The organism is Frankia sp. ACN1ag (assembly GCF_001414035.1).
GTDB lineage: Bacteria > Actinomycetota > Actinomycetes > Frankiales > Frankiaceae > Frankia > Frankia torreyi.
Map to the genome: position 1 here is coordinate 66,298 of NZ_LJPA01000016.1, position 21,117 is coordinate 87,414.

18 protein-coding genes and 2 pseudogenes are annotated in these 21,117 nt (G+C 73.6%); 6 read left to right on the forward strand and 14 right to left on the reverse strand.

What is annotated here, in order from left to right; genetic code table 11:
• The first annotated feature begins 105 nt into the window (after positions 1 to 105).
• The 3 genes from UK82_RS16180 (at position 106) to UK82_RS16190 (ending at position 2,769) form a co-directional block, all read left to right on the forward strand.
• Complete coding sequence (locus tag UK82_RS16180) at positions 106 to 441, forward strand: RNA polymerase-binding protein RbpA (RefSeq protein WP_009399449.1); 336 nt, start codon at positions 106 to 108, stop codon at positions 439 to 441.
• Between the two features lie 140 nt (positions 442 to 581).
• Positions 582 to 2,174, forward strand: a complete 1,593-nt coding sequence (locus UK82_RS16185; protein ID WP_044884735.1) for a serine/threonine-protein kinase — start codon at positions 582 to 584, stop codon at positions 2,172 to 2,174.
• A gap of 205 nt (positions 2,175 to 2,379) precedes the next feature.
• The gene (locus UK82_RS16190) at positions 2,380 to 2,769 is read left to right on the forward strand and encodes an SHOCT domain-containing protein (RefSeq protein ID WP_044884734.1); all 390 of its coding nucleotides are present in this window, start codon (positions 2,380 to 2,382) and stop codon (positions 2,767 to 2,769) included.
• Positions 2,770 to 2,855: 86 nt separating this feature from the next.
• Here UK82_RS16190 and pgl read toward each other — a convergent pair whose 3' ends face one another.
• The 4 genes from pgl to tal all read right to left on the reverse strand — a co-directional run bounded on the left by pgl (position 2,856) and on the right by tal (position 7,824).
• A complete protein-coding gene (gene pgl, locus UK82_RS16195) occupies positions 2,856 to 3,656 on the reverse strand; it encodes a 6-phosphogluconolactonase (protein ID WP_055407981.1) in 801 nt (266 codons plus the stop codon).
• Positions 3,653 to 4,912 (reverse strand): glucose-6-phosphate dehydrogenase assembly protein OpcA, encoded by a 1,260-nt coding sequence (locus tag UK82_RS16200; RefSeq protein WP_044884732.1) that lies wholly within the window; start codon positions 4,910 to 4,912, stop codon positions 3,653 to 3,655. Before UK82_RS16200 ends, pgl begins: the two co-directional genes overlap by 4 nt.
• 109 nt (positions 4,913 to 5,021) lie before the next feature.
• Positions 5,022 to 6,554, reverse strand: coding sequence for a glucose-6-phosphate dehydrogenase (zwf, locus tag UK82_RS16205; RefSeq protein ID WP_044884731.1), 1,533 nt, complete (start codon positions 6,552 to 6,554; stop codon positions 5,022 to 5,024).
• Between the two features lie 154 nt (positions 6,555 to 6,708).
• The gene (gene tal / locus UK82_RS16210; protein WP_055407983.1) at positions 6,709 to 7,824 is read right to left on the reverse strand and encodes a transaldolase; all 1,116 of its coding nucleotides are present in this window, start codon (positions 7,822 to 7,824) and stop codon (positions 6,709 to 6,711) included.
• A gap of 1,185 nt (positions 7,825 to 9,009) precedes the next feature.
• Between tal and UK82_RS16215 the strand changes: the two genes are divergently transcribed.
• Positions 9,010 to 9,879, forward strand: coding sequence for a heme o synthase (locus tag UK82_RS16215; RefSeq protein WP_055408036.1), 870 nt, complete (start codon positions 9,010 to 9,012; stop codon positions 9,877 to 9,879).
• A 299-nt stretch (positions 9,880 to 10,178) separates the two neighbouring features.
• Here UK82_RS16215 and UK82_RS42770 read toward each other — a convergent pair whose 3' ends face one another.
• The 10 genes and pseudogenes from UK82_RS42770 to UK82_RS16255 all read right to left on the reverse strand — a co-directional run bounded on the left by UK82_RS42770 (position 10,179) and on the right by UK82_RS16255 (position 19,397).
• Entirely contained in the window at positions 10,179 to 10,466 is a 288-nt protein-coding gene (locus UK82_RS42770) for a tetratricopeptide repeat protein (RefSeq protein ID WP_083507219.1), read from the reverse strand.
• Positions 10,352 to 11,566: an FxSxx-COOH system tetratricopeptide repeat protein gene (fxsT, locus tag UK82_RS38200; RefSeq protein ID WP_052681031.1), complete on the reverse strand. Its 1,215-nt coding sequence runs from the start codon at positions 11,564 to 11,566 to the stop codon at positions 10,352 to 10,354. Before fxsT ends, UK82_RS42770 begins: the two co-directional genes overlap by 115 nt.
• A 143-nt stretch (positions 11,567 to 11,709) precedes the next feature.
• A pseudogene (locus UK82_RS42775) lies at positions 11,710 to 12,056 on the reverse strand (toll/interleukin-1 receptor domain-containing protein); the annotation flags it as partial.
• A 237-nt stretch (positions 12,057 to 12,293) separates the two neighbouring features.
• Positions 12,294 to 12,725, reverse strand: a complete 432-nt coding sequence (locus tag UK82_RS16225) for a PPOX class F420-dependent oxidoreductase (protein ID WP_044884729.1) — start codon at positions 12,723 to 12,725, stop codon at positions 12,294 to 12,296.
• Positions 12,726 to 12,858: 133 nt separating this feature from the next.
• Positions 12,859 to 13,962 (reverse strand): heme A synthase, encoded by a 1,104-nt coding sequence (locus UK82_RS16230; RefSeq protein ID WP_044884728.1) that lies wholly within the window; start codon positions 13,960 to 13,962, stop codon positions 12,859 to 12,861.
• Between the two features lie 162 nt (positions 13,963 to 14,124).
• Positions 14,125 to 14,958, reverse strand: coding sequence for an ABC transporter permease (locus tag UK82_RS16235; protein WP_044884727.1), 834 nt, complete (start codon positions 14,956 to 14,958; stop codon positions 14,125 to 14,127).
• A complete protein-coding gene (locus tag UK82_RS16240; RefSeq protein ID WP_044884726.1) occupies positions 14,955 to 16,058 on the reverse strand; it encodes an ABC transporter ATP-binding protein in 1,104 nt (367 codons plus the stop codon). Before UK82_RS16240 ends, UK82_RS16235 begins: the two co-directional genes overlap by 4 nt.
• 80 nt (positions 16,059 to 16,138) lie before the next feature.
• Positions 16,139 to 16,678, reverse strand: coding sequence for a transcriptional regulator (locus UK82_RS16245; protein WP_044884777.1), 540 nt, complete (start codon positions 16,676 to 16,678; stop codon positions 16,139 to 16,141).
• Between the two features lie 277 nt (positions 16,679 to 16,955).
• Complete coding sequence (gene glpK / locus UK82_RS16250; RefSeq protein WP_055407985.1) at positions 16,956 to 18,509, reverse strand: glycerol kinase GlpK; 1,554 nt, start codon at positions 18,507 to 18,509, stop codon at positions 16,956 to 16,958.
• A gap of 183 nt (positions 18,510 to 18,692) precedes the next feature.
• On the reverse strand, positions 18,693 to 19,397 hold the full coding sequence (locus UK82_RS16255; RefSeq protein WP_044884725.1) for a hypothetical protein: 705 nt from the start codon (positions 19,395 to 19,397) through the stop codon (positions 18,693 to 18,695).
• Between the two features lie 294 nt (positions 19,398 to 19,691).
• Between UK82_RS16255 and UK82_RS16260 the strand changes: the two genes are divergently transcribed.
• Together UK82_RS16260 and UK82_RS38210 are read left to right on the forward strand one after the other, a co-directional pair.
• Positions 19,692 to 20,540 (forward strand): metalloregulator ArsR/SmtB family transcription factor, encoded by an 849-nt coding sequence (locus tag UK82_RS16260; protein ID WP_055407987.1) that lies wholly within the window; start codon positions 19,692 to 19,694, stop codon positions 20,538 to 20,540.
• Positions 20,541 to 20,607: 67 nt separating this feature from the next.
• Positions 20,608 to 21,116, forward strand: a pseudogene (locus UK82_RS38210) (Fe-S cluster assembly protein SufB); the annotation flags it as partial.
• Between the last annotated feature and the right edge of the window lies 1 nt (position 21,117).

Genomic DNA, 21,117 nt, shown 5'->3' on the forward strand with positions numbered 1-21,117 from the left:
GCTTGCGGAACCGGCTGTCGGTTCCCGCGGTGGTGCACACCGCGGGGCCGCCGCAGCGGGTTCCGGGCTACCACCCATGGGACGAGACGAAGGAGCACGCGGGCCGTGGCAGGTGGCAACGCCATCCGGGGGAGCCGGGTCGGGGCAGGACCGATGGGAGAGGCGGAGCGCGGCGAGACCGCGCCCCGCCAGCGCATCTCCTTCTGGTGTGCCAACGCGCACGAGACGAGACCGTCGTTCGCCGCGGACGCGGCCATTCCCGACACGTGGGACTGTCCGAGCTGTGGCTTTCCGGCGGGGCGGGACCGGGACAACACCCCGGCCCCGCCGCGGACCGAGCCGTACAAGACCCATCTCGCCTACGTCCGGGAGCGGCGTAACGAGAAGGACGGCGAGGCGATCCTCGCGGAAGCCCTCGCCAAGCTGCGGGGCGCCCCCTAGGCTGATTCGAGGCCTGACATCCGGCCCGCGCCGCGCTCGCGCCCGCGGCCGGACAGGCGGGCCGTCGGTTGGTGCCCGGCGCGGGTGCGCGGGACGCTCCCGCCCGGCCCCGCCAGGCCCACCGCCGAGGATGATGCGCCGTGACCGTTGATGACGTCGGCGCCGGTCGGCTCGTCGCGGGGCGCTACCGGCTGGTCGAGTGGCTGGGCGCCGGCGGGATGGGCACCGTCTGGCGGGCGTACGACGAGGTGCTGCGGGTCGACGTCGCAGTCAAGGAGATCCGGTTCCCGGCCGACCTCGAGGACGCCGAGCGGGCCGGCCAGGTCGACACGGCGATGCGGGAGGCTCGCAACGCCGCCCGGCTACGGGGCAACCCGCACGTCGTGACCGTCCACGACGCCGTCGAGCAGGACGGGCTGCCGTGGATCGTGATGGACTACGTGCCCGCCGCCACCCTGGTCGCCACCGTCGAGCGCGGGGGCCCGCTGCCGGTGGAACGCGCGGCCCGGGTGGGCCTCGCCGTCCTTGACGCCCTCGTCGCCGGCAAGCGGCTCGGGGTGTTGCACCGCGACGTCAAGCCGTCCAACATCCTGCTGGCGCACGACGGCCGGGTGCTGCTCACCGACTTCGGCATCGCCACGCACGTCTCCGACCCGACGCTGACCGGGGGTCTCGGTAGCGGCGGGACCCCCGCCTACATGGCCCCCGAGCGGCTGCTCGGCGGTGCGGCGACCCTCGCCGGCGACCTGTTCGCGCTCGGCGCCACCCTCTACCTCGCCGTCGAGGGGGTCCCCCCGTTTCACCGGGAGACCCTGCCGCTGACGGTCGGCGCGGTGCTGCACGCCGACCCGCCCCCGTTCGCCCGCGCCGGCCCGCTGGCCCCCGCGATCGCCGGCCTGCTGGCCAAGAGCCCGGCGAGCCGGCTGCGCCCCGACGGCGCGCAGGCCCTGCTCACCCGGGCGTCATCCGGCTCCGCGCCGCTGCGCCCGGCCCCTGCAGCGCGCGGTCGAGTGCCGGGTGGCGCGACCGGAGCGGCTCCGGGTGGCGTGTCCGGGGTGGTCCCGGGTGGTGTGTCCGGAGCGGTCCCGGATGGCGTGACCGGAGTGGCCCCGGGGAGCGCGACGCCGGTGTCCCTGCGGGCCATGCCCGGCGCGGTGCCGGGGCGGCGCCCGGTGGCGGGCGGGTCGCCGCCGACGGGGCCGAGCGGGGGGCGGTGGGACTGGCGGCCGGTCGGCCTGCTGCTCGCCGCGCTGGTGGCGGTCGTGGCCGTGGCTGGCGGGATCCTTCTGCTCACCTCCGGCGGTGGCGGTGGTGGCGGCGAGATCGGCCCGTCCCGGTCGGCCGGGCCCGTCGCCGCGGTCGACGGGGACGGCGCGGCGCGGCCGGGGAACGGCGGCGACCTGCCCGCCGGCATGATCGGGCGGTGGCGGGGGACGGTCGCGCAGGACGAGGCCTCGTATCCGGCCGAGCTCATCCTGGCCGGCGGCCGGGTGGGCGAGACCCTGGGCAGTAACCGGAACACGCGCGACGGCTGCGCGGCCGACCTGGAGCTCCTGAGCGTCCGCGGCGCCGAGGCCCGGTTCGCCGAGCGTCTCACCGCGGGCGGCGTGGCGTGCGTCGCGAACGCGGTCGACGTCCTCGTGCTGCGCACCGACGGCACCCTGGACTACGACTATCCAGCGTCCTTGATTGTTCCGGGCGGGCATGCGGTGCTGCGTCGGGTGCCCGGGTGAGCCGACCCCGCCGGCGAATACCACGAGCATCCAGGGGAGGCAGGGGAGGCGTGGCGGGACTCGGGTTTCCACCCCGGACGGGTGACCGGGGGCGACGGCGGGGCGGCCGCGGGCGGGTATGACCCGGGTCTCGGCCCGCAGGCTCCGCGCGGACCGGCGACCGTCCCCCGGGTCCGGGGCGACGGTACTGACTGGAGGTGCCGCGGTGGATCCCGACTTCCCGTTGCTGAGCGTGTTCCTCTACATGGTCTGGTTCTTCGCCTTCGTCCTGTGGCTGTTCCTGCTCTTCGCGGTGATCACCGATGTCTTCCGCAGCCCGGACCTGTCTGGCTGGGCGAAGGCGGCCTGGACCGCCGCCATCGTCGTGCTGCCCTGTCTCGGTGTGCTCGCCTACCTCGTCGTCCGCGGCGGCAGCATGCACGAGCGCAGCCGCGCCGCCGCGGACCGGGACGAGCGGGCGTGGCGGGCGTATCTCGAGCGGGCCGCCGCCCCGGCGAGCAGCGCCGACGAGCTCGGCAAGCTCGCGGACCTGCGCGATCAGGGCATCATCAGCGACGTCGAGTTCGAACGCGGCAAGACGCGGATCCTCGCCTGAGCACAGGCGGCGGTCCCGGAAAACCCGGCCCGCCGACCGCACCAACCCACCGCACCAACCCACCGGCGCCTCAGCCGGGGTCGGTGTCAGCAGTGGGTCGGTGTCAGGCGGGAGGCGGCCGCCCGGTCGACCAGCCAGAGGGTGCGTTCGCGGCCCACGGCTCCGGTTGCCGGGACGTCGATCGGCCCCGCTCCGGAGAACGACGCGGCCACGGCCCCGGCCTTCTCCTCACCCGCGACGATCACCCACACCTCGCGGGCCGACTGGATCGTCGGCAGGGTCAGGGAAATGCGTTCCGGCGGCGGCTTCGGGCAGTCGTGCACGGCCACCACCGGCTCCGTGGCCACGACCGCCGGCGAGTTCGGGAACAGGGACGCGACGTGCCCCTCCGGGCCGAGACCGAGCAGGACGACGTCGAACACGGGGACCGCGGCGCCCGGCGCCGCGCGGCCGGCGAGCAGGGCCGCGTACTCCGCCCCCGCCGACTCCGGGTCGGCGTAGCCGGATGCCGCGGTGCTGCCCTCGACGTCCCCGCCGGCCGTCTGGGCCGCGTGATGGCCCATCGGGAACACCCGCTTCGGGTCGACCGGGATGTGGTCGAGCAGCGCCTCGCGGGCCTGCCGGTCGTTGCGGTCGGGGGAGTCCGCGGGGACGAACCGCTCGTCGCCCCACCAGACGTCGACCCTGGACCAGTCGACCGCGTCGACCGCGGGGTTCGTCCGGACCGCTCGCAGCAGTGCGATGCCGATGCCACCGCCGGTGAGCACCACCGACGCCTCGCCGCGGGCGGCCTGCCCGTCGATCAGCCGGGTGATCAGCCGGGCGGCGGCGGCGCGGGCGAGGACGCCGGCGTCGCGGTGCGGGACGAGCTGCGGCTCGGCTGTCATGCGCCGCCCGCCTTCGGCTGGTCCGCCGTCGCAGATCCGGATGTGGACCCGGATGTGGACCCGGCGGCCGGGCCGCGCGCCGGCCGCTTCGCCTGGGCGGCGGAGCCCGACAGGCCGGCGGGCGGGGAGCTCCCGGCGGAGGACGCCGTTCCCGCCTGGGGTGCGCTCCCGGTCTGGGATGCGCTCCCGGTCTGGGGTGCGCTCCTGGCAGGGGATGTCGTTCCCGCCTGGGAGGTCGCCCCGGCCTGGGCGGCGCCGGCGGTCGGCGGAACCGTGCTGGTGACCGTCACGGACTTGTCCATCGGGTCGCGCCAGATGTGCTCGCGGTGCGGCGAGCGGTCGGCGAGGTGCGCCAGGCCGCTCCAGGTACCCAGCGCCTCAGCGAAGACCTCGTCGTCGTCGAGCCGGCGCAGCTCCTCGGCGAGCAGCTCGCCGACGCCGCGGCCCGGCAGCGGCAGGACGCGGTCCGGGTAGCCGGACCGGGAGATCCTCGCCGTGCGGGAGTCGGTCCGGGAGATCGCGAGCTCGGACCCGCCGAAGGACACGGTCACCTTCGTGATGTCGGGCCGGCTCCCGACCTCCTCGACGGACACCGGGATGCCGAGCTTGTTCTGCAACCAGCCGGCGAAGAGCTGGGCGCTCGGGTTGGCCCGCCCGGAGGTGATCACCGCCGCGTCGGGCCGGTCGCTGACGGTGTCGAACGCCGCGGCGAGCAGGGTCCGCCACGGCGTCAGGCGGGTCCACGACAGGTCCGTGTCGCCGGGCGCGAAGTCCGTCGCCCGCTGGGACAGCGCGGCCAGCGGGTCGGGGGCGGCGGTGACGTCGGTGACGCGGCGGTCGGCGAAGACGCCGAGCGGATCGTAGGCGATCCGGACCGGCGGCTCGTCGTGCCACCAGGTGACCACCGGGGCGTCCGGGGCGAGCAGCGGCAGCACGACCGACTCGGCGTGCAGCGCCAGGCGCCCCGACATCCGCATGACGACCGCCTCACCCGGGCCGAGCCGGCCGCCGATCGAGACCTCGGCGTCCAGCCGGGGGTGCGGCGACTCGATCTGACGGCGCACCACGATGAGCAGCCGGCACGGGTGGGCGGAGGCGGCGAGCGTCGCCGCGCCCTCGGCCTCGCTGACGTGCCTCTCGTCGACGACGGCGACGAGGGTGAGCGCCAGCCCGAAGGCCAGCGCCCCGGCCGCCCGCCGCTCGGCGGAGAGGGCCTTGACCACCTCAGAACCGGTGGTGTCCCACAGCGTGGTCACGAGGGGCTCCTATCCGTCCGCGGGAGTGGGCCGCCGGCCGACGGGAAGCCTCGGTCGACGGGAGGGTGCACGCCGTGATGGCCGGCCGGGCGCCGGTGGGCGGGCGCGCTCACGGCCGCCGCCACCGACGGCCGTCCGCGGCGAGCATCTCGTCGGCCGCCGCCGGCCCCCAGCTTCCCGCGCGGTAGCGGTGCGGGGTCGTGTTCGCCCAGTACTCCTCCAGCGGGTCGACGATCCGCCAGGACTCCTCGACCTCGGCGTTGTTCGGGAACAGCGTCGCGTCGCCGAGCAGCACGTCGAGGATGAGCCGCTCGTAGGCCTCGGGCAGCGCCTCGGTGAACGCCTCGCCGAACAGGAAGTCCATCGCGACGTCGCGGACCTCCATCGCCGAGCCCGGCACCTTGGAACCGAACTTCAGGGTGACGCCCTCGTCGGGCTGCACCCGGATGACGAGCTGGTTGTTGCCGAGCTCGGCGGTGTCGGTGTGGTCGAAGGGCAGGTGCGGCGCCTTCTTGAACACGATCGCGATCTCGGTGACCCGTCGGGGTAGCCGCTTGCCGGTCCGCAGGTAGAACGGCACCCCGGCCCAGCGGCGGGTCTCGATGCCGAGCCGTACCGCGGCGAACGTCTCCGTTCGGGAGCCCGGCGGGATGTCCTTCTCGTCGAGATAGCCGGGAACCCGCTCCCCGGCGAGCCAGCCCTGCTCGTACTGGCCGCGCACGGCAAAGCGGGCAAGGTCGTCGGGCAGCGAGACGGCGCGCAGCACCTTGAGCTTCTCGGTGCGGATCGTCTCCGGGCCGAAGCTGACCGGCTCTTCCATCGCGGTGAGGGCGAGCAACTGGAGCAGGTGGTTCTGGAGCACGTCGCGGGCGGCGCCGGTCTCGTCGTAGAAGCCGGCGCGGGTGCCGATGCCGACGTCCTCGGCCATGGTGATCTGCACCGAGTCGACGAACTGCGAGTTCCAGATCGGCTCGTACAGGCTGTTCGCGAACCGCAGCGCGAACAGGTTCTGCACCGTCTCCTTGCCCAGGTAATGGTCGATCCGGTACACCCCCGACGGGGTGAACACGTCGTCGACCAGGGCGTTGAGGTCGCGAGCCGAGGCCAGATCGTGCCCGAACGGCTTCTCGATGACGACGCGGCGCCAGCCGCCCGAGTCCTGCGCCGAGGACAGGCCCGTGCGCTGCATCTGCTTGAGCACGACCGGGAACGCCGAGGGCGGGATGGACAGGTAGAACGCGGCGTTGCCCCCGATGCCGTGCGAGCGCTCCAGGTCCTCCAGCGTCGAGGCGAGCCGGTCGAAGGCCGCGTCGTCGTCGAAGGAGCCCTGCAGGAAGCGGACGGAGCCGGCCAGCCGGTCCCAGACCTCGTCCCGGAACGGGGTGCGCGCGCCCTTCTCGGCGGACTCGCGGGCGAAATCGACGAAATCGCCGTCCGACCAGTCCCTGCGCGCGAAACCGAGCAGCACGAAACCAGGCGGCAGCAGCCCGCGGCTGAACAGGTCGTAGACGGCGGGAATCAGCTTCTTGCGGGCCAGGTCACCGGTCGCACCGAACACCACGAGGGCGCTCGCGTCCGGCAGCCGGGGCAGTCTGCGGTCACGTGGATCCCGCAGCGGGTTGGATCTCACCGTGGGCGCCACCCGTTCCCCCTTCGTTCTCGCTTCGGTCTACCCGAGGTTGTTTCACCTGCGACCGTCGCCTGTCCACGACGGACGCTGAGACGATCACCACGGCCGCGGACCGGCCCGGTCACCCGGCCGATCGGGGTCATGCTCACGACGCGGGACGTGCCGGCTAGCCGTCCGAACCGGACCTGCCGAGCTGCTGCGCGATGGTGCCGAGCAGCTGGTTCCACGAGTCCTCGAACTTCTGTACCCCCTGGGTCTCCAGAGTCTCGATCACGTCGTCGAGGTCCACGCCGACGGCGGCCAGCGCGGCGAACACGCCACGGGCGTCGTCGTAGTACGGGCGGATGGTCTCCCCGCGGACCGTCCCGTGGTCGGCGAACGCCTGCAGGGTCGCCTCGGGCATGGTGTTGACGGTGCCGGGCGCGATCAGCTCGGAGACGTAGATCGTGTCCGGCAGGGACGGGTCCTTCGTCGAGGTGGACGCCCACAGCGGCCGCTGTGGCTTCGCGCCCTGCGCGGCCAGCGCCTGCCACCGAGGGGTGGCGAACGCCTTCTCGTACCGTTCGTAGGCCAACCGGGCATTCGCGATCGCCGTCTTCGCGTGCAGCGCCTTCGCCTCCGGCGTGCCGATCTTCTCCAGCCGGGCGTCGACCTCGGAGTCGACCCGGCTGACGAAGAACGACGCGACCGAGGCCAGGTCGCTGACGTCCCGGCCGGCCTCGATCGCCTGCTCGACACCTGCGATGAACGCCTCGATGACGGCGTCGTAGCGGTCCAGGCCGAAGATCAGCGTGACGTTCACGCTGATGCCCTGAGCGAGGGTCTCGGTGATCGCCGGCAGCCCGTCCAGGGTGGCCGGGATCTTGATGAACAGGTTGGGCCGGTCCACCAGCCACCACAGCGCGCGGGCCTCGGCGACGGTGCGCTCGGCCTCGTGGGCCAGGCGGGGGTCGACCTCGAGGGACACCCGCCCGTCGACCCCGCCGGAGGCGTCGTAGACGCCGCGCAGCACGTCGCAGGCGTCACGGACGTCCGCGGCGGTGATCGCGCGCACCGCCTCGCCGACGTCGACACCGCGGACCTTCAGGTCGCGTAGCTGCTCGTTGTACAGGTCGCTGGACGCAATCGCCTTCTGGAAGATCGTCGGATTGCTGGTGACACCGACGACGCTGCGGTTGGCGACCAGATCGGCGAGGTTGCCGGTGCGCAGCCGGTCCCGGCTGATGTCGTCCAACCAGACCGCCACTCCGGCGGCCGAGAGCTCGGACAGGGGGTTGCTCATCAGGCTTTGGTTCCTCTCCGCGGGCGGTGAACGTCCACAACAGGTCAAGCCGTTCTCGGTGCCGGTGATGCCCGTCGCCGGGAATCGGTTCCGGTGCGCCGCCGACCGGCGCGCGGCGCAGGCCGGCTCCGACCTGACGCCCGCCGGGTGCACCCCTGTGGGCACTACCCCGTCGCGCCGGCTCCATCCCAGTCTGGTTCCAGTCTGATCCCCATCTGTTCGGCTCTGTGACGCGCGGGTAGCGGTTGGAAGAACACCCGGCGTGAACTGGCAGGACGGCACTCGTGAGACACACCACGCCGGGCCTGGGCCGCGGGCGGGACGACCCCGTCCGGTGGCCCGGCCGGCTGGACGCGCGACCGGCGACGTGATCCAGACCGCACCGTCCGCTGCCCGGTGCGGGTGCGGCCGCCGCGCGTGCGCCCCAATCCGGCGGCTAGACTCCGACACGTCGTAGAACACCGTCCGCTCCGTCCCCGGGGCTCCGTACAGTGCGGGTCGTCCGCCGATCCCGCCGATCGCGAGGTCGCTCTGTCTACCGAGGCCGCCCTTCGTCGCCGGCACGTCACCACACGCGGACCGGTGCGGTCGGGCACCTCTCCGTCGGTGATCGCCGCAACCACGCTCCCGCCTGCCCTGGACCATGTCCCGGCCCAGGGTGCCCCCGACCCCGCGGACGCTCCGCGCCCCGAGACCGCACCGACCGAGGCAGCCATGCCGTCCCCCGCGAACGCGACACCCACCGGTAGCGCGATCTCCGGTGGGGTCGGACTCTCGAACGGTGTCGCGAAGCCCGCCGGAACCGGCCGCTCGAACGGGGTCGCGGTCTCGAATGGCACGGCGGTCTCGAACGGGGTCGCGGTCTCGAACGGCACCGCGAAGTCGAACGGCACCGCGAAGTCCAACGGCACGGCGGCCTCCCCGGTCGGCGCCGTCATGTCGAACGTGACGGTGATTCCCCACGGTTCGACCGCCGCGTCACGCGTCGGATCCGGCTCGAACGGCACGTCCGGCTCGAACGGAACCGCTTCCCCCACAGCGACCCACCGCTCCGGTTCTCCCACGGCGACCCATCGCTCCGGTTCCCCCACGGCGGCGTCGAACGGCACGGCGGCCGCCCACGCGGCGGCCGCCCACGCGGCGCCCGCCGCCGCGGTGCCGCCCGTCGCGAGTGGGTTCGCCGCGGTGAACGCGAAGATCCGCGCCTACGTCGCGCTCATGAAGCTGCGCGTGGTCGAGTTGCTGCTCATCACCACCGTGCCGGTGATGATGCTCGCGGACCGGGGGATGCCCTCGCTCTGGTTGATCGCCGTCACCCTCGTCGCCGGCACCCTGGCGGCCGGCAGCGCCAACACGATCAACTGTTACGTCGACCGGGACATCGACCAGGTCATGGCCCGCACCAAGCGGCGCCCCCTGGTCCGTGCCACCGTCACCCCGACCGAGGCGCTCGTCTTCGGCATCGCCATCGGCATCGTCTCGACGCTGATGTTCGGCCTGCTGGTGAACTGGCCGTCGGCGCTGCTCGCGGACGGCGCGATCGCCTTCTACGTCTTCGTCTACACCCTCGGGCTCAAGCGCCGTACCCCGTCGAACATCGTCATCGGCGGTGCGGCCGGCTGCTTCCCGGTCCTCATCGGCTGGTCCGCGGTCACCGGCACCGTGGGCTGGTCGGCGGTGCTGCTGTTCGCCGTGGTGTTCTTCTGGACCCCGCCGCACTTCTGGGCGCTGGCGATGAAGTTCCGCGACGACTACGCCGCGGCCGGCATCCCGATGCTGCCCGTCGTCGCCCCCGTCGAGGTGGTGACCCGGCGCATCCTCGGCTACTCGTACGCGATGGTGGCCGCCTCGCTCGCGCTGGTCCCGGTGGCCCACACCGGCCCGGTGTACCTGGTGTCCGCCGTGGTCGTCGGCGCCTGGTTCCTCGCCGAGGCGCACCGCATCGACCGCCGGACCCGCCGCGGCGACGATCCCCGCCCCATGCGTCTGTTCCACATGTCGATCACCTACCTGACGCTGCTGTTCGTCGCGATCGCGGTCACCGCCGTCGTCTGACCCCCGCTCCGCCTCGGATCCCACCGATCCGACTCCCCAGACGCGCCGACCGCACACCCGCGGCCGGCGCGTCTGGCCTTCGGGGGCGCTCGGGTTCCGCGGAACACTTCGCGGTCCCACCGGCAGCGTTTCCCGCAGAAATGATCAGCCGTCTCGCCGCAGACCAGGCCGCGGCGAACTGTTCGCTCGGGTTGCGACCTCTCCGGACGAGGCGCCAGAAAGCACAATGGCACGAGGCCACGGCTCGGCCGTTCTTACCGGATGGACGGCGCCGTCTGCGAGCTGTCAGCAGTCAGCAGTCAGCCGGTGCGTGCGGTTCGGGCAGCCGCCAGATTCTCCCGGATCGTTGCCGTGACTGGATGGTCCTGACCCAGGACACGCACGCTTTCGGTGAGGGTCTGTTCGTGCAGGGTGATGGCCTCATCGAGGCGTCCCACCGACCGGTAGGCGCCGGCGAGGTTGTGGCGGCTGGTCAGGGTGTCAGGGTGGTCGGGTCCCGGGTGAGGTTCTCGTCTGATCCGTCCTGGTCGGAGTGGCGGTCGAGGGCGGTGCGGAGGTGGGGAAGCACAGTGCGCCAGCGGGGCCAGTTCTCCGGGTGCCCGGCAATGCCTGCCGGCAGGGTCGCGCGCAGGAGGTGGATGAGGGTGGCGTCGGTGGTGGTGTGCTGGTCGGGGGTCATCGTGGTGCGGACGGCGGCGGAGGTGAGCCGGTGCACGGTGAGAGTGGGCCCGTCGCGGCGGGTGAGCCCGTAGTCGACGAGCGCGCCAACCGTGTCCGCCCAGGCCAGGGGATCGGCCGCCGCGTCGTGGAGGGGGCCGGCGGGTAGTTCGTCGATGTTGTCGCTGAAGAGGTCGAGGGGGATGGCCTCCGCGGCGCACGCCGCGCACAGTTCCAGCAGACCGACCGCGGCGGGCTGGTCGGCGCGCAGCCGTGCCAGGGAGAGGTCCCACAGGTTGGCGATCGTGATGCCGGGCCGGTCGGGCACCCACCCGCGGTGCAGCATGTCCCCGAGCCGCCCGCGCAGGAGCTGGGCGTAGTCGTCGGGCGGCATGCCGGTCTCGCCCAGGTAGCCGGCGGCCTGCTCCACGGCCAAGGGCAGGTCCCCGAGGAGTTGCGCGATCCGCCCGGCCGTCCCGGGGGCGAGCGCGGGGATCCGCCGGGTGAGCAGGTCGACCGCGTCGCGTCGGGGGAGCTCGGGCACGGCGATCTGGGTTCCGAAGCCGTCGAGGCCGGCGCGCCGCGAGGTGACGAGCAGCCGGCCGAAATGATCGGTCGGGCGGAACGGGCCGACCAGGGCCCGGTCCCCGATGTTGTCGAGGATGAGCAGCCAGCGCAGCCGTTCGCGCCGGAGCACGTCGAGGACGGCGGACCAGTCCGCGCCGTCGGGCAGGCCGAGGTGCACGCCGAGGTGCACGCCGAGGGTGGACACGTGCCCGGGGATGAGCTGTGGATCTTCGGTGGGTATCCACCAGACCAGGTCGTAGCTGTGTGAGTGGCGGTGGGCGTATTCGACGGCGAGGGCGGTTTTCCCGATCCCACCGAGGCCGTGCAGGGCGCAGACCGCGACCGTGCCCTCGTCGGTGAGTTGCTGGTCGAGCAGGTCGGCTCGGCCGGTGAAGTGGGCCAGCCGTGGGGGGACGTTCCACACGTCCGGCCGGCCGCCGGGGAACGACGGGCGGACCTGCACCGCCCGCCCGTCAGGCGGGAACGGTGGTGCGTCGCGTGGTTTCGCCCGGCCACCGGGGACCGGGCCAGTGCCGCCGCGCGGAGCAGTTCCGCCCGCGCCTGTCCCTCCGGGAGCGCGAACAGGTCTGTGGAGACCACCTGGGCGAGTAGTCCCGGCCGGTCGCAGTCGGCTACCCGCGTCACGAGAAGCTTGCGGGCCGCCCCGGACGGGTCCGCGGCCCACGCCGCCTGCCATTCGGCCTGGCCGTAGACCGAGCGGGTGTAGGCGTCGGAGAGCACCGCGATGGTCCGCGTCGCGCGCTGGGCCCCGTCGTGCATCCCGCCGACCCAGTTCGACCCGGGGCGAAGTCCCCCGCCTGGACCAGGACCCGGTAGGTGGCTTCTTCCAAGGTCCAGGCGATCCACTCGGCCCAGCCCCGGTCCGCCGCGGTGTAGGAGACGAAGAAGTCCCAACCGCCATCCCCGTCAGCCGACCCGCCCCCGCCGATCATCTGTTCAGTGTCCCATCGCACCCACACCGGACCATTCCAGTACGGGAACCGACACCTACAGTGCTCGACAGGAGGATGTACCTGGGTTGGCTCGACGAGGCACGAGAGAGGGCGACGACCTCTCCCACGATCGGAGTCGGGGCATGCCGGCGTGACGTGGGTTGGACGGTTCAGCGGTCCGGCCCGGCCGCACCGCCCTGCCCGAGGCGTCCGGCCTTCGGTCGACGGACCTGGGTTTCAGCCCAGCTTCTCGCCGTACACGTGGTCGACCGCCATTCTCATGAGCACCCGGCGGTCGGACACCATCACCGACCGGTACTCGTCCCAGTCCGGGTGCTCCCCGGCGGCGCTGCGGTAGTAGTGCACCAGCGCCTCGACCTCGGGGCCGCGGGGGTCCGTCCCCGGTCCGGTGAGCGTCGCCGTGCCCTCGGCGGTGGCCCAGGCGCGGCCGTCCGGGCTGGTGACCTCCAGGGTGGCGCGCGGATCCCGACGCAGGTTTGCCGTCTTGGCTCGCCCTTCGGTCATCGAGACGTAGAGGACCTCCGCCTCACGGTCGAAGTAGGGCTGGACGGGAGAAAGCTGAGGACGGCCGTCGGCCTTGATCGTGGCAAGGACACCGAGTCGACTCTCCGCGAGCAGCACCCGCGGGTCGAAGGGCGTGATGGTCATGTGCGTGCCCAACCTCCGCCCGTCCGCCCCCTATTCCTGACGGCGCGGGCCCCACACGGTCGGGGCGCGCTCCGTCGGCCGGTCAGTACCAGGCGCGTTCGGTCGGCCGGTCAGTACCCGGTGCGGTCCTCGGTCAGGGGCGGGGCGCGCCGACGGGCTGGCGGCCCGGCGTCCCTGGGGCCTCTGCCGGAGCGGGCTGGGCCCCTGCTCCGGGCACGGGCGCGGCGACCTGGGCCGGCGAGGCCGGCGCCACGAATGCCGGGGCCGCGTCGGTCGGTGTCGCCATGTCGGTCGGTGTCGCCGCGCCGGCGGTCGCCAGGGCCGGGCGGGTGACCATGGAGAGCCACAGGCGCAGCGCGACGACCCACATGATGGTGGCGCCGGTCATGTGCAGGGCGACGAGGCCGGAGGGGACGCCGAGGAAGTACTGGGCGAAGCCGATGCCGGCCTGCGCGACGACCACGGCGATCAGGACGAGCGAGTCGCGTCGGGCGGCCACGGGGGCGGCGGTGACCCGCACCGCGAACGCCATCGCCGCGACCAGGCCGGTCAGCAGCATCGCGCCGTCGGCGTGGAGCTGGGAGACGTTGACGATGTCGAAGCCGAAGCGGGCGGGGTGCTCGCTGTCGCCGCTGTGCGGGCCGGTCCCGGTCACCACCGTGCCGAGGACGAGGACGCCGGCCGAGACGACGACGAGCAGCCGGGCCAGCCACAGCAGCGCGGGGGCGACCGCCGGGGTCACCGCGCCGGCGCCCTGGCGGGCGCGGCGGTCGAGGACGACGGCGTTCCACAGCAGCACCATGGACAGCAGGAAGTGGCCGGCGACGGTCGTCGGGTTCAGCTTCGTCAGGACCGTGATGCCGCCCAGCACCGCCTGGCCGAGGTAGCCCAGCCACAGGCCGAACGACAGCAGGGTCAGGTCCCGGCGGCGGCCGTCGCGCAGGCGCAGCGCCATGATCGGGGTGATGAGCACCACCAGCCCGACGACCAGCCCGACGACCCGGTTGCCGAACTCGATCGCGCCGTGCAGGGCGTACTCGGAGTGCGGCGTGAACGAGCCGTCGCCGCACTGCGGCCACGTCGGGCAGCCCAGGCCGGAGCCGCTGAGCCGGACGACTCCGCCGCTGACCACGATCAGGGACAGCGCGAAGACGTTGAGCGCGGTGACGACCTGGAACGCGCGCCGGCTGACGAGCGGCAATCTCCGACGCGTTGTAGAAGCTGGCACGGGTGCCATAGTAACGCCCGGTGCGCCCACGACTCGCCGGTCGGACGCCGGGCCGCCCGGTCGGGTCATACGCGGGGATCGGGTCATTCCCGGCAGTCGGTTATGCGCGGCGGCCGGGTCATGCGCGGCGGCCGGGTCATGCGCGGCGGCCGGGTCATGCGCGGCGGTCGGTTATTCCCAGCGGAAGGTGCGGGCGGCCAGGCCCAGGGTCACCACGGCCCACACCGCGAGCACGACCAGGTTGCGGACCCCGGGGCCGGAACCGTCGGCGAGGACGTCGCGCAGCCCGTCCGACAGTGCGGCGGTGGGCAGCACCTCGGCGATCGCCCGCAGCCAGCCGGGCAGCTTCGACAGCGGGAAGACCACCCCGCCGATCAGCAGCAACAGCAGGTAGACGCCGTTGGCAGCGGCAAGCGTCGCCTCGGCGCGCAGGGTGCCGGCCATGAGCAGACCGAGCCCGGAGAAGGCGGCCGTGCCGAGCACGAGCAGCGCCAGCACGGACGGCACGGCGCCCGCCCCGCCGCTGGGATCCCAGCCGAGCGCGAAGCCGACCGCGACCAGCAGGACGAGCTGGATGACCTCGACGGCGAGCACCGCCGCGGTCTTGCCGGCGAGCAGGATCGAGCGGGGCAGGGGCGTCGCGCCGAGGCGCTTGAGCACCCCGTAGGAGCGTTCGAAGCCGGTGGCGATCGCCTGGCCGGTGAACGCGGTCGACATCACCGCGAGCGCCAGCACCCCGGGGACGAGGAAGTCCACCGACTTCTCGGTGTCGCTCGGGAGCACGTCCACGGCGGTGAAGAAGGCGAGCAGGCCGACCGGTATGATCATGGTCAGCAGCACGGACTCGCCGCGGCGCAGGGTGAGGATCAGTTCGAGTCGGGTCTGCGCGGCGAACATCCGGGCGCGGGTGGCCGCCGCCGGCGCCGGGCGCAGGTCGAGCAGGCCGGCGCGGCCCCGGCCAGCGGGTCCCCGGGTGCCGGGCCCGGCGGCGTCGGTGGCGGTCATGAGCCCAGCTCCGAACCGGTCAGCTCCACGAAGACGTCCTCCAGCGTTCGTTGCTCCACCCGGAGATCCTCCGCGAGCACGCCGTTGCCGGCGCACCAGGCGGTCACCGCGGCGAGCAGCTGCGGGTCGACCGTGCCCTGAACCAGGTAGTGCCCGGTCGGTCCCTCGTGGGCGGTGGTGCCGTCCGGCAGCGCGAGCAGCAGCTTGCCGAGCTCCAGGCCGGTGGGGGCACGGAAGCGCAACTGGCCCTCGGCGCCGCCGCGGGTGAGCTCCGCGGGCGAGCCGACGGCCACGACCCGACCGCGGTTGATGATGATCACCTGGTCGGCGAGGCGCTCGGCCTCGTCCATCGCGTGGGTGGTGAGCACGACGGTGACGCCGGCCGTGCGCAGCTCCTCGATGAGCTCCCAGGTGGTGCGCCGACCCGCGACGTCCAGCCCGGCCGTCGGCTCGTCGAGGAACACCAGCTCGGGGCGGCCGACCACGGCCATCGCCAGCGACAGCCGCTGCTGCTGGCCGCCGGACAGCCGGCGGAACGGGGTGCCGGCGGAGTCGGTCAGACCGAGCCGGTCCAGCAGCGCCGCGGGATCGAGCGGGTGGCGATGGTGCGCGGCGACCAGCCGCAGCATCTCCCCGGCCCGGGCGCCCGGGTACATCCCGCCGGCCTGGAGCATCACGCCGACCCGGGGCCGCAGGGCGACCGCGTCCACGATCGGGTCACGGCCCAGGATGCGGACCTCGCCCGCGTCGGCCCGGCGGAAGCCCTCGCAGATCTCCACCGTCGTCGTCTTGCCGGCGCCGTTGGGGCCCAGCAGCGCCGTCACCGAGCCGACCGGGACGCCCAGCGACAAGCCGTCGACCGCGCGGATCCGGCCATCGGGGGAGGCTGCCCGCCCCGCCGACGCCGCGAGCGTGGCGGGCGTCGTCGAGACCTCGGCGAACGGCGCGGGCCGCAGAGCCGGCGCGGCGGAGCTGCGGCGGCCACGTCGACCGGGGCCCCGGGAGCCCTCGCCGCGCGCGGTCCCGGACCGGGAGGGAATGGATCGCGCGGAGTAGGTCTTCACGAGGCCATTGACGCTGACTGCCAGGATCTCGGCCACCTGGCGATCCTACGGATCCGACCGGGGGGAAGGGGGGTCGGTACCTGCCACCTCGGAGCCGACCCGCCGGTCGGACACCCTCAACTTCGCTGCTGCGGCGGCCGGATGGGCAGGACGCGGCGCCGTGCGCCGACCGCCACCGGCTCGCCCGGCTCCACCAACGCGCCCCAGGCGCCGAGCCGTTCATAGAGCATCGACGGCGTCGTGCTGTACAGGCGCGACAGGGACTGCAGGTCGGAGCGGCGTAGCCGCAGGATGTCGCGGGAGCTGTCCGAGCGCAGGACCTGCACGATCGCGATCCAGCGTCGCAGCGGGCCGGTCCGGGTCGGCGGCAGTTTGCGCAGTCGGCGCAGATCGATGACGAGTGGGGGAAGGTGGTCGACGTCACGGCGGTCGGCTGCCGGCGGGACCAGCAGGGTCGCGGGAACGTCGTACAACTCGGCGAGCTCGACGAGCCGGTGCACCCGCAGGGTGCGGGAGCCTCGTTCGTAGGCCCCCAGAGTTCCCGCGGTCCACCGGCCGTGGGTGCGCTCCTGGACATCCAGCAGCGACATGCCACGCCGGTTGCGCGCCGCGCGAAGCCGGCGCCCGAGCTCCAGGGCGTAGTCCGCCTCGGTCACGGTCTCCGTCCGGGTCAGGTCGACAGGAGACGCCAACCGCCCCCAGTGACAGCCTGTCAGGCATCGGTGCGCCTGACAGCCGGTTCGACCAAGAAGGCGCGAGGGAATGTGGCCCTGGCGTGCTCCCGTGAATGCGGGGTGCAGCAGATCTCGGGGCCGCACCGCCGTAGAAGTCGCGCTAGGTGACCGACTTGCGCCCCTTGTCGTGATGGCAGTCGGGGTGAAACCGGCGGCGCGGCGGCCGGCCCTGCGCCCGTTTGTCGACCGCTGAAGCAGGTCAGCGAGGTGCGTCGGGGTCGTCGAGGTCGTCGGTGTCGTCGAGGTCGTCGGCCCAGCCGCGGGCGCGGTCGACGGCGGAGCGCCACCGGCGGTAGGCACGGTCGCGCCGGGCGGCCGGCATCGCCGGGTGGTAGCGCCGCTCGCTGCGCCGGTGCGTGGCCAGCGCGGCGGGGTCGGTGAAGAAGCCGGTGGCCAGGCCCGCCAGGTATGCCGAGCCGAGCGCCGTGGTGTCGATGTTGTCGGGCACGTCGACGTCGACGCCGAGCATGTCGGCCTGGAACTGCATGAGCCACGGGTTGCGCGCGGCCCCGCCGTCCGCGCGCAGCTCCCGCACGGCGAAGCCGGCGGTGGCCATCGCCTCGACGACGTCGCGGGTCCGGTAGGCGATCCCCTCCAGCACCGCGCGGGCCAGGTGCGCCCGGCCGGTGCCGCGGGTGATCCCCAGCAGGGTGCCGCGGGCGCGTGGATCCCAGTGCGGCGCGCCGAGGCCGGTCAGCGCCGGGACGAAGTAGACGCCGTCGTTGCCGGACAGCGACGCGGCGAGGTGCGCCGTCTCGGCGGCGTCCCGGATGACCCCGAGGGAGTCGCGCAGCCAGCCGACGGCCGCGCCGGTGGACAGGATCGCGCCCTCCAGGGCGTAGCGCACGGGCTCGCCGTCGAGCTGGTAGGCGATGGTCCGCAGCAGCGACGACTGCGGCGGCGGCACCGCCGTCCCGGTGTTGACCAGGACGAACGAGCCGGTGCCGTAGGTGTTCTTGGCCTGCCCCGCCTCGACGCAGCCCTGGGCGAACAGGGCGGCCTGCTGGTCGCCGACGGCGGCGGCGACCGGGATCCGCACGCCGAGGAAGGCGTCCGGGTCGGTCTCGGCGTAGACCCGGGAGCTCGGCACCACCTCGGGCAGCACCTCGGCGGGCACGCCGAACAGGTCCAGCATGTCGGGAGCCCAGGCCGCGGCGGCGAGGTCGAGCAGCAGCGTCCGGGACGCGTTGGTGACGTCGGTGACGTGGACGGCGCCGGCGGTCAGCTTCCACACCAGCCAGGAGTCGACGGTGCCGAAGGCGATCTCGCCGCGGCCGGCCCGCCGGCGCAGCACCGGGTCCCGGTCCAGGATCCAGCCGATCTTCGTGGCGGAGAAGTACGGGTCGAGGACCAGGCCGGTGCGGGCGCCGACCACGCCCGCGTGCCCGTCGGCGGCCAGGCGCTCGCAGCGCGCGGCCGTGCGCCGGTCCTGCCAGACGATCGCCGGACCGACCGGGGCGGAGGAGGACCGCTCCCACAGCACGGTGGTCTCCCGCTGGTTGGTGATGCCCAGCGCGGCCAGGTCCGCGGGGCGGCGACCGGCGTCGACCAGCGCCGCGGCGACGGTGTCGACGACGCTGCGCCACAGCTCGTCGGGGTCCTGCTCGACCCAGCCGGGCCGGGGGAACCGGGGGTGGATCTCGGTGTAGCCGCGCCCGACGACCGTCCCGTCCCGGTCGAGCAGGCAGACGGTGGTCCCGGTGGTGCCCTGGTCGACCGCGGCGACCACGCTGCCCCGCGCCGGTGTGCCCATCGTCGCCTCCCGCCCTGTGTGCGCCGTCCCGCCGATCTTGCCGCAATCCGCGGGATCGGGCATGGCGCCATGCCCGGACGCCGGGCGGCGCGGACGACGGTCAGCCGAGGCGGGTGGTCAGCCGAGGCGGGTGGTCAGCGCAGACGGCGGTCAGTGCAGGCGGGTGGTCTGCCGGGGCGGCGGTCAGCCGAGGCTGGACAGGTCGACGGCGGAGCCGGGCGGGGTGACGGCGGCGGTCGGCCCGAAGTCGTCGAAGGTCATCTGGTTGGTGGAGCTGCCCGCGACGGTGATCCGCAGGGGGTAGGTGGGGCCGGTGTTCGCGACGACGAAGGCCGTGCCGTCGGGGGCCGCGGCCCGCACCGTCCGGGCGTCGCCGACCTTCTCCCGCCGCACGTCGCCGGTGAGCCCGACGAGGTAGCTGCCCAGGGAGTCGCTGAGCTTGCCGAGGGTGAAGTAGCTGTACTTGGCGGCGTCGGCGGGCGCGAGCCGGACCCACCGGTCGGCGAGCAGGTCCGCGGCGTCGCCGTCGCCCGTCGCCGTGTAGAAGGAGCGGCCGCGGCGGACGTAGGTGTCGTTGTTGATTTTGACGAGCTGGGTCCGCTGGCCGTACTCCTCGATGGTGCCCCGGGTCGTCGTGGCGGACATCACCAGGTCGTAGCGGCCGGGGGAGTCGGAGCTGGGATCCTCCTCGCTGCCCACCACGTGCACTCCGGGGGCGGAGCGCAGCGCCGTGAGCGCGCGGGAGCCGACCTCGGCGGCCGGCAGCTTCTCCAGGCCGTTGGTCTTCTCGCCCCCGCCGCCGCAGGCCGCGGCCGCGCCGAGCGCGAGCAGCAGGCCGAGCCCGAGCAGGGTCCGCCCGATCGCGCCGCACCGTGGTCGAGCCCGCATCCGTCCGCCGCCTCCCCGTCCGAGGTCCGCCGGGGGATGGGCGTCCGCAGGGACGACCCGCCCGGTGGTGCCGCAAGTCTGGCATCACGCCGCCAGCGGTGGCCGACCGCCTATCAGCCGTGGGTAGATGTTGTGCGGAGCCGGAGTGCGACCGGCACCGGCACGGCTCGGGACGGCACAGCTCGTGACGGAAGGCCCTGCGACGGAAGGTCCTGTGACGGAGATCGCCTCGGGGTGGACCTGATCGGGGGCCCTCGGTTCGACCTCGTCCCGTAAATAGGGCACACTAGCGTTGTGAAAAACGACCACGATGCCTCGGGCGGGACGGCCGACGGCCGCACCCGCGACCGGGTCGTGCGTCTGCTGCTGGAGGGCGGGTCGGCCACCGCGGCCGAGCTGTCCCGGCAGCTCGGCGTGTCCCCGGCGGGCATCCGCCGGCACCTGGACGCCATGGTCGGGGACGGCATCATCACCCCGACCGAGAGCCGGTCCCGCGAGCCGCGGGGCCGCGGCCGTCCGGCCAAGCGCTACGCCCTCACCGAGGCCGGCCACCGCGCCGGCCCGACGGCGTACTCCGATCTCGCGGCCGGCGCGCTGAGGTTCCTCGCGGAGGTCGTCGGGCCCTCGGCCGTGAGCCAGTTCGCCGAGGGCCGGGCCTCCGACCTGGAGCGTCGGGTGCGCTCCGCGGTCGTCGCGGCGGAGCCGGCCGATCGGCCGGCGGCGCTGGCCGAGGCGATGACGGCCGCCGGCTACACGGCCAGCGTCTCGGAGCTGCCGACCGGCCTGCAGATCTGCCAGCACCACTGCCCGGTCCAGTTCGTCGCGGAGCGCTTCCCCGCGCTGTGCGACGCCGAGACCGCGGCGCTCGCCCGGGTCCTCGACACCCACGTGCAGCGCCTGGCGACGATCGCCCACGGCGACGGCGTCTGCACGACGCACATTCCCGTGGGCGCGGCGCCGGGACCCGATCCGCATGGTCCGTCCGACCAGGACGTGTCCCGTGCTGGCGGGTTCCGTGCTGGCGGGTCCCGCGAAGGCGGGTTCCGCGTAGGCGGGTCGCAGCCGCCCGCGTCCGACCGGGACCCCGCACCCGCGCCCCCGACCTGTCCACCGTCCCCGTCTTCGGAGGGTTCCGCCCTATGACAACCTCTGCCGAGACCGCCCTCGAAGGCCTTGGTTCCTACAAGTTCGGCTGGGCTGACACCGACGNCTACGCCGACGACGTCCAGCGCGGCCTTTCCGAGGCGGTCGTCCGCGGCATCTCGGCGAAGAAGTCCGAGCCGTCGTGGATGACCGACCTACGCCTGAAGGGGCTGCGGCTGTTCGAGCGCAAGCCGATGCCGACCTGGGGCGCAGACCTCTCCGGCATCGACTTCGACAACATCAAGTACTTTGTCCGCTCGACGGAGAAGCAGGCCGCCGAGTGGGAGGACCTGCCCGAGGACATCAAGGCGACCTACGACAAGCTCGGTATCCCGGAGGCGGAGAAGCAGCGCCTCGTCTCGGGTGTCGCCGCGCAGTACGAGTCCGAGGTCGTCTACCACAAGATCCGTGAGGACCTCGAGGAGCAGGGCGTCATCTTCCTGGACACCGACTCCGGCCTGCGTGAGCACCCGGAGCTGTTCCAGGAGTACTTCGGCTCGGTGATCCCGGTCGGCGACAACAAGTTCGCCGCGCTGAACACGTCCGTGTGGTCGGGTGGGTCGTTCATCTACGTGCN

Excerpts from the sequence above, each read along its gene's own strand:
- pgl (WP_055407981.1), bottom strand. The coding sequence starts at position 3,656 with ATGACAGCCGAGCCGCAGCTCGTCCCGCACCGCGACGCCGGCGTCCTC.
- tal (WP_055407983.1), bottom strand. The coding sequence starts at position 7,824 with ATGAGCAACCCCCTGTCCGAGCTCTCGGCCGCCGGAGTGGCGGTCTGG.
- UK82_RS16225 (WP_044884729.1), bottom strand. The coding sequence starts at position 12,725 with ATGACCATCACGCCCTTCGACCCGCGGGTGCTGCTCGCGGAGAGTCGA.
- UK82_RS16230 (WP_044884728.1), bottom strand. The coding sequence starts at position 13,962 with ATGGCACCCGTGCCAGCTTCTACAACGCGTCGGAGATTGCCGCTCGTC.
- UK82_RS16235 (WP_044884727.1), bottom strand. The coding sequence starts at position 14,958 with ATGACCGCCACCGACGCCGCCGGGCCCGGCACCCGGGGACCCGCTGGC.
- glpK (WP_055407985.1), bottom strand. The coding sequence starts at position 18,509 with ATGGGCACACCGGCGCGGGGCAGCGTGGTCGCCGCGGTCGACCAGGGC.
- UK82_RS16255 (WP_044884725.1), bottom strand. The coding sequence starts at position 19,397 with ATGCGGGCTCGACCACGGTGCGGCGCGATCGGGCGGACCCTGCTCGGG.